The sequence below is a fragment of the Polaromonas sp. YR568 genome (genome assembly GCF_943369675.1).
In the GTDB taxonomy this organism is placed as follows: Bacteria; Pseudomonadota; Gammaproteobacteria; order Burkholderiales; family Burkholderiaceae_C; genus Polaromonas.
In genome coordinates, this window is the sequence record NZ_CALROB020000057.1 from 25,757 (window position 1) to 32,454 (window position 6,698).

Below are 6,698 nucleotides of genomic sequence, written 5' to 3' on the forward strand. Positions count from 1 at the left end.
CAATGACTTTTGATGACGAGGCAAACAGGTTCGAGACGGCGGAATCCGGAACGGACTCCTTCAAGCTGCTGTACAAGGCGGCCTTCAACCTGATGACGCAGGACCCTGCGCATGCCGCTTTTTATTTTGTGATCGGCGTCGCCGCGCACGGCTACGTCATGCAGTACGAAGACCAGGGCGTGAGCCCCGAGTTCGCCGACAAGGCCAAGGCCACGGTGGTCGCCTTCAACAAAAAAATCTCGCAGGCGCTGGCCGCGCCGCCCGACGTGGGCCTTCGCCTGCTCGGCGAAGTCACCAGCGACTACCAGTTCAACGTCCGCGAGTTTTAAGGCCGGCCCCCGCAGGGGCCCGCCCATATCATCAGCCGGCGGCCTGGCAGCGCGACGCCGGCTTGCCGGTCTGTGCCGCCGCCCTCAGTGACTCAGCGTACGACGCAATCGATGGCGGCGGGCTTGGTGCCGGATGTGTTAGCTGCGCTGGAGGACGACGTTGGGACGAACCCCGCCGGCAGGGTGAATTTGATGGCGGGGTTTGCCGGCACCAGGACCGGCGGCTGCGTCACCGAGGCCGTGTAGCCAAACTGCCCCGCCGCGAAGGTGGTGGCGGCGACTTTGGTGGCGATGCTGATCAGTCCCTCATTCACGGACACATACAGCCCCGGTGGGACCCCGACAGAGCGCACCGGCAAGGTTGATAGTTGAATGACGTTCTGCGCCAGGGCTCCGGTGGAGACCAGTGCGGCCAGCAAGGCCAGCGAATTCAGGGTGAATGTTTTCATGGTGTTTCCTGCGATGTGAGGGGCTAAGAGGGTCTGCTCAGGCGGCTCAAGGCTGCCTGAGGGAAACCTCCATGTCGGCATTGCCCTGCAGGTTGCCCGCGGGGGTGGTGATCACGGTGGCGTCGCGGCTGCGTTTGGCCAGCGCGCCGGCCGTGCTGCTGAAGCCGCCTTGCGTCAGCTCCAGCTCCACCTTGTCGAGCTCGGGCTTGGCGGCGTCGTAGCTGTAGCGCGTCAGCACCAGCAGCGATTCGGGCTGCAGCACCATGGTGGCGCCGTCCACAAACTCCAGGCGGGCGAAGGTGTTGCGTCCGGTGGTCACGGTGTCGCCCTGGCGCAGCGGCGAGTTCTCGGCCAGCACCCGGGTGCGGCCCTCGGCGCTTTTGGCCACCGTCAGGCCTGCCACCCTGGTGACCGTGCCGACCACCTGGGCCTGCGCCAGCGGGGCCAGCAACAGCAGTGCCAGCAGGGAAAGCAGGCGGGGAAAAAGTAGGGGCAGTTTCATGTCATGCGCCTTAGTTGCAGAACGTTTTAGGAGGCGGCTTCAGGGACGCCACCTCGGTTTTCTCCGCGACCTTCTCCTCTTTTTTATCGTCATTTTTCGTGGAAGACGCGTCGTCTTTGGTGTCCGCTGTTGACGTACCGCCGCCGGATCCCGCCGACGAAGATCCCGTGCTGCCTGCCGCCGGGATGGAGGCCGGCATGGCGGCGACCTTCTCGGGTGTGAAGTCATCAGACTGCGGAACAGACGGCTTGCCGGTGGTCACGGTTTTGATGATGTCGTTCAGTGCCTGGACAACCGGCCTGATCGGGGCCGAGGCGGTCGGCGGCGACAGCACCTGGCACTGCGCCGAATTCGGCGCAATCGTGCAGATGTCCGGAACGGTTGGGACCGGAACGGTCGCCGTCGGTATCGGTGTCGGGGTCGGTACCCACGGTTGAGCTACCGGTGTCGGTATCGGGGGCTGCACGGTGATGCGCGCAACGGCCGTGCCCCCGCCGGGGTAGCCGACGGGCAGGCTCCTCTGGAAGCCGGCGCTCGACTGCTGGGGCGCGTCTATGCTGCTGAAACTGCCGCTGCTGCCGTCGCCCACCGCGGTCACCACGTCAAACGTCGAGTCCTGGGCCGGCACAAAACCGTTGATCGCGCGGATGCTGAGCTTGCCGTTCAGGCTGGCCTTGTTGGTCGCCAGCTGGTCGAAGCCGTCCGCGGCCTGCAGTTCGATGTTGAGCACGCCGGTGCTGCCTTGCGTGTAGTTGCCCTGCACGGTCAGCCGGCCTATTGCGCCGGTGCCGCCCGGCGACACCGTGCCGTTGTTCGACAGCGTTCCCGTCAAGGTGCCCGCGCCGGACAGCGTGCCGCCGGCCAGTACGTTCACGGCGGCGGCGTTGATGGCCGAGCCGCCCGTCAGCGTCGTCGTGCCGCCCGCGATGTTCAGCGTGCCGTTGGCATTGCCTTCGCTTTGCGACACCGTGAGCGCGCCGCCGTTCAGCGCCAGGTTGGCATTGAGCTGCACCGCGTGGTTGTCCGCCGGGTAGTTGCTCTGGTAGTTGCTGTTCAGGGTCAGGTTGAGCTTGCCTGCCGTGCTGGTGATGGGCGCGTTGATGATGATGTTGTTGTTGGCGCGCAGTGTCAGCGCCGCATCGGCCCCGGCGGTCTTGGCGATGGCGGCCGACACCGTGATGTCGCCGTGCGCGAGGTCCGTGCCGGGCTCGCCCGTGCCCGTGGTGATGCTCACATTGATGCCGTTGTCCAGCGCATTGGTGATGGTGCTCGCGCTGATGTGGGCGCCGGCCGCATTCGACGTGATGACGTTTTCACCCGTCGCGCCGGAATTCGGCCCGCTCGCCACGATCTCGATGTTGAAGGGGTCGATAAGCCATTCTCCGCCCCGGCCCACCGTCGGGGCCTTGACCACGTCCAGGGATTTTTTGCCCGAGGTGTCGACATAACCGCCGCGGCCCACGTTGCCGGTGGCCGACACCTGGCCGTCTATCACCGCCGCGTTTTCGGCAATCAGCACCACGTTGCCGCCCGTCGTGCCGTTGGCGCTGATGTTCGACGTGGCCGAAGTCTTGATGTCGCCCGAAGCGCGCAAAAAGATGCGCCCGCCTTCCCGCACCGCGCTGGAGGCGTTGATCGTGCCGCTGTTGCTCACCAGGCCTGCGGCCAGGCCTATGCGCCCGGCTTCGGCCGTGATCTGGCCCATGTTGCGCACCTCACCCGGCGTGCCCGTGATGGACACGGAAACACCCGGCGTCGCCGTGTCCACCAGCTGCACGGTTTGCCCCGCCGCCAGCAGGATTTCGCCCTGCGGCGCATTCAGGCTGCCGCTGTTGGTGACGTTGGCGCCCACCAGGTAGATACTGCCGCCGCTGGCCGCGTTGACGATGCCTTCGTTGCGCACCTCGCCCGGCGTGCCCACGCCCTTGAAGTTCATGCGGCCGGCCAGGAAGTCGCTGTCGCTCACGTTGAGCGAACTCGCGATGAAACGCGCCACGTCGATGCGCGCGCCCGGGCCCACCATGATGCCGGCCTGGTTGATCAGCCACAGGGCGCCGTCGGCCCGGATCTGCCCCTGGATCTGCGACGGGTCGCCGCCCGTCACGCGGGCCAGCAGCGCGGCCGAGCTGTTCAGCTGGCGGATGTCGACCAGCGCGCCCGAGCCGACGTTGAAGCTCGCGAAGTTGGCAATCGCCTGCTGGCTGGTCTGGTTGATGTTCAGCGTGTTGCCGTTGCGCGTGATGGTCGCGGCCCCTGACGTGACGTTTCCGCCCGTGGGCAGCGCGCCGGCCGGCAGGGCCTGGGCAAAGGCCTGCGTGGCGCAGGCCACCAGCAGGGCGCTGGCCAGCAGCGAGAGCCGAAGTTTCCTGGAATGCGAGTGCATGGTCATGTACCTTGTGTTTCTCAGAACGCCAGCGAGGCGCTCAGGTGGGCATTCCAGTCGCCCCGCTTTTCCGTGGTGGAAGTGCCCGCGTTGTTCACGCGCGCCAGGTCGACGTTCAGGCTGAAGTCGCGGCTGAACACGTAACGCAGGCCCGCGCCCATGCTGGACACCGTCACGCTGGCCGGCACGCCGCTGCTGCCCACGTGGTTGTTCGTGCCGTGGCCCGCGTCCATAAAAAACACGCCGCGCAGCTGGCCCGGCAAGCCGACGCTGCCCGAAAGCTCAGGCGTATACAGCTCGGCATTGGCGACGATGCCGCTGTCGGCCGCCACGGCCCGCTCCTGGAAGCCGCGCACCGTCGTCGACCCGGCCAGGCCGAACTGCTCGCCCGACACCAGCGGCGTGTTGGTGTATTGCGCATTGCCGGCCAGGCGCGCCTGCCAGCCGTTGGCAAAACCCTTGAACAGCGAAGCCGTGGCGCGCGCCGCCATGAAGCCGTCGCGCGTGGAACGGTTGCCCGGCGTCAGGTAAGAGTAGCGGTCCGTGCGGCCATCGATATTGGTGTAACGCTCGCCGCTGGCAATGTTGCGCGACAGGCCCGCGCTGTAGCCCGACACCTGGTCCACGCTCTCGGTCTGGCTGCTGTAGGTGACGCTCAGCGGCGTGGTGGTGTAAGGCACGCAGGCTGCGATGGGCGGTGTCGGCGGCGCGATGCTCACCGTGACGCCGCCCACTTCGCAGCGCGAGTCGATCTGCTTGTGGTCCAGGCCCACCACCAGCTTGGCCGTGCTTTCGCCGCTGCGGCCCAGGAAGTGGTTCCAGTGCAGGCCGTACACGTCGCCCTTGCCGGTAAAGCCCAGCAGCCCGCCCAGCACCGGGGACGTGGCCGGCGAATTGACGCTCGATTTGCCGTAAATGAAGTCCACGCTGTCGCCAAAGGCATATAGCGGGATGCGGTAGCCCACCGAATAGACGTTCAGGTGCACGCCCGAAGGGCTGTCCGGCGAGGTCGTGTAGGCCAGCGTGCCCACCTGGTCGCGGTTGAAAAGGTTGGCATGCTGCAGCGCAATACCCGTGCGCCAGCGCCCGCTGGAGGGCGAGCCCGTGTTGTCCAGCGTCGTGATGATGCGCAGCGGTTTGTTGTCGCTGACCGTCACCGTCGCGTCTATGGTGCCGGGCTTGTCGCCCTCGGCCAGCGAAACGCCGACCTGTTTGGCCGGGCTTTCATTGGCCAGCTGGATGGATTCGGAAATCGCGCCCAGGCTGGGCGCCTGGCCCACCTGCAGCCGCACCAGGCTGGCGCGGATATTGGCCTCATCGAAATGCTGGTTGCCCGTGACCGTGATCGAGGAAATCACCGTTTCCCGCACCAGCAGCGTCACCGCGCCGCCGGCCAGTTCCTGCTCCGGCACCGACACCAGCACCGTGCTGTAACCGGCCTTGCGATAAGCCTCCTGCAAGGCCTCCACCGCCAGCTGGATATCGGCAAAACCGCGCTGCGGCCCGGCCAGCGGACTGACCAGGCGCTCGACTTCAGCAGCCGGCAGCAGCGTGTTGCCTTCCACCTGGAAACGCGTGATCTCAAAACGCTCATCGACCGCCAGGGCGGCGGTGGCCGTAGCCATCGCAAACAGGCCGGTCAGGCCACAACGGGCCAGGTGTTTGATCAGGCGGCTTTGTCTCATTTGTTCTTGTTTCGTCCACGGGGGTCCGGTGGGCTGAACAAATGACTTGGAAACGAGCTTCAGAAGGCTCTGTTCAGGGCTTGGTTGATCGTAACAGGACGTAAGTGAAATGCGTACTTTCGGCGTAACGCATTTTGTAAAGGGGAGGGTTTGTTGTCCGGTCGCCGCAGTTTTTACGGGAATGAATAAGGCTGTTGTCCTGATTGTTATTAATGCCAGACCTATTGACGCCGACACCAAGTACGCGGTTCACTCCAGGACCAGGTTAGGCCCCAGCGCAATTCAACATTTCAATACGCACATGAGTTTTCCATCGAATCTTGACCCACACTCTTTGTGAGCAGAAGGTGCTCACGATGTTGATAAGTTCTTGATCTTCTCCTTTTTGGGCTGAGTCTGTGTGGATCTGCCTCAAAGTGCGCCGCTGTTTCCGCGATTTTGCCGCCTCGATTTCCAGCCAGATGGCCAGCTTCCCGGCGTCGCCACGCCCATCACTCCTGACTTCCTCCTGCTTTCAAAACTGGCAGGGTAGGGCCTGCTGGGTCGGACAACGATGGACTGCGACGGATTTCGACTTCGACAGGCCGTGAAGGTTCGCCACTTATGGCGAGCCATGCATGGGTGACCCGTCCGAACGGCAGCAACCCAGCCTAAGCAATTTTTTATAGCGTCCCCTTAAACTTGATCTTGAACAGTTACGATTGCTTTCAAATATCGGTTACAGAACCATATAACAAAAACTGGGCAAGCAGCAGCGGAATAGTGTTTGCCAAAAAGGGAGGGGGGATCCGTATGGAGTTGACGTCGCCTGCGCAGGTCTATGTACAGGTTAGAGGTGAGATCGACCGTATTCTCGGAGCGCTGCAGGTCGCATCTTCGGACCAGGACGTCGTGCATGCTCAATCCACGCTGAAAGATTTTCTGGGTGGAGTTCAAAAAGAACTTAATGAACGCCTTGACAGACTGCGTGAGCACGGGGAATGGGACATCTTTACCATTGCTTTTTACGGCGAGACCAATGCTGGCAAGTCCACTCTGATCGAAACTCTGAGAATCCTTCTCGGGGAGCAGGTAAAGATGGCAAGGCGCCGGGCTTTCAGGGCGATCCGGGAAGAGTACGCTTTGTCACGTGAGGCGCTTGAAGCCTGTCGAGAAGAAGTCGAGCAGAGCAGCAAGGCGATCGATGAGGTGGCGGCGCAGGCGGCGGCAAAATTGAAGGAGTTGGATCAGCAGGGGCAGCAGCTTCTGTCGGAGCGGCATCGCCTGCAGGCCGTGGTGGTCGAGCTCAAACGCAAGGCGCCATTCTGGAAGAAATGGCTATTCCGACTCCGCAAACCGGTCGAGGAGGTG

General features: G+C 63.8%; 6 protein-coding genes. 2 read left to right on the forward strand and 4 right to left on the reverse strand.

Features of this window, described 5'->3' with window-relative positions; all coding sequences use genetic code 11:
• Positions 1–2 precede the first annotated feature (2 nt).
• Positions 3–329, forward strand: a complete 327-nt coding sequence (locus ACLV8F_RS22210) for a hypothetical protein (protein WP_411886371.1) — start codon at positions 3–5, stop codon at positions 327–329.
• A gap of 92 nt (positions 330–421) precedes the next feature.
• On the opposite strand, the gene ACLV8F_RS22215 is transcribed toward ACLV8F_RS22210, so the two are convergent.
• Genes ACLV8F_RS22215 through ACLV8F_RS22230 form a run of 4 tightly spaced genes read right to left on the reverse strand, consistent with a single transcriptional unit; the run spans position 422 to position 5,348 of the window.
• Positions 422–778 (reverse strand): hypothetical protein, encoded by a 357-nt coding sequence (locus ACLV8F_RS22215; RefSeq protein WP_411886372.1) that lies wholly within the window; start codon positions 776–778, stop codon positions 422–424.
• 46 nt (positions 779–824) lie between these two features.
• Positions 825–1,280, reverse strand: coding sequence for a hypothetical protein (locus tag ACLV8F_RS22220; protein WP_411886373.1), 456 nt, complete (start codon positions 1,278–1,280; stop codon positions 825–827).
• A gap of 10 nt (positions 1,281–1,290) precedes the next feature.
• Positions 1,291–3,663 (reverse strand): filamentous hemagglutinin N-terminal domain-containing protein, encoded by a 2,373-nt coding sequence (locus tag ACLV8F_RS22225; protein ID WP_411886374.1) that lies wholly within the window; start codon positions 3,661–3,663, stop codon positions 1,291–1,293.
• Between the two features lie 20 nt (positions 3,664–3,683).
• The gene (locus ACLV8F_RS22230; RefSeq protein ID WP_411886375.1) at positions 3,684–5,348 is read right to left on the reverse strand and encodes a ShlB/FhaC/HecB family hemolysin secretion/activation protein; all 1,665 of its coding nucleotides are present in this window, start codon (positions 5,346–5,348) and stop codon (positions 3,684–3,686) included.
• A gap of 687 nt (positions 5,349–6,035) precedes the next feature.
• Here ACLV8F_RS22230 and ACLV8F_RS22235 point away from each other — a divergent pair.
• A partial coding sequence (locus ACLV8F_RS22235) for a hypothetical protein (RefSeq protein ID WP_411886376.1) occupies positions 6,036–6,698 on the forward strand: 663 nt, incomplete at its 3' end.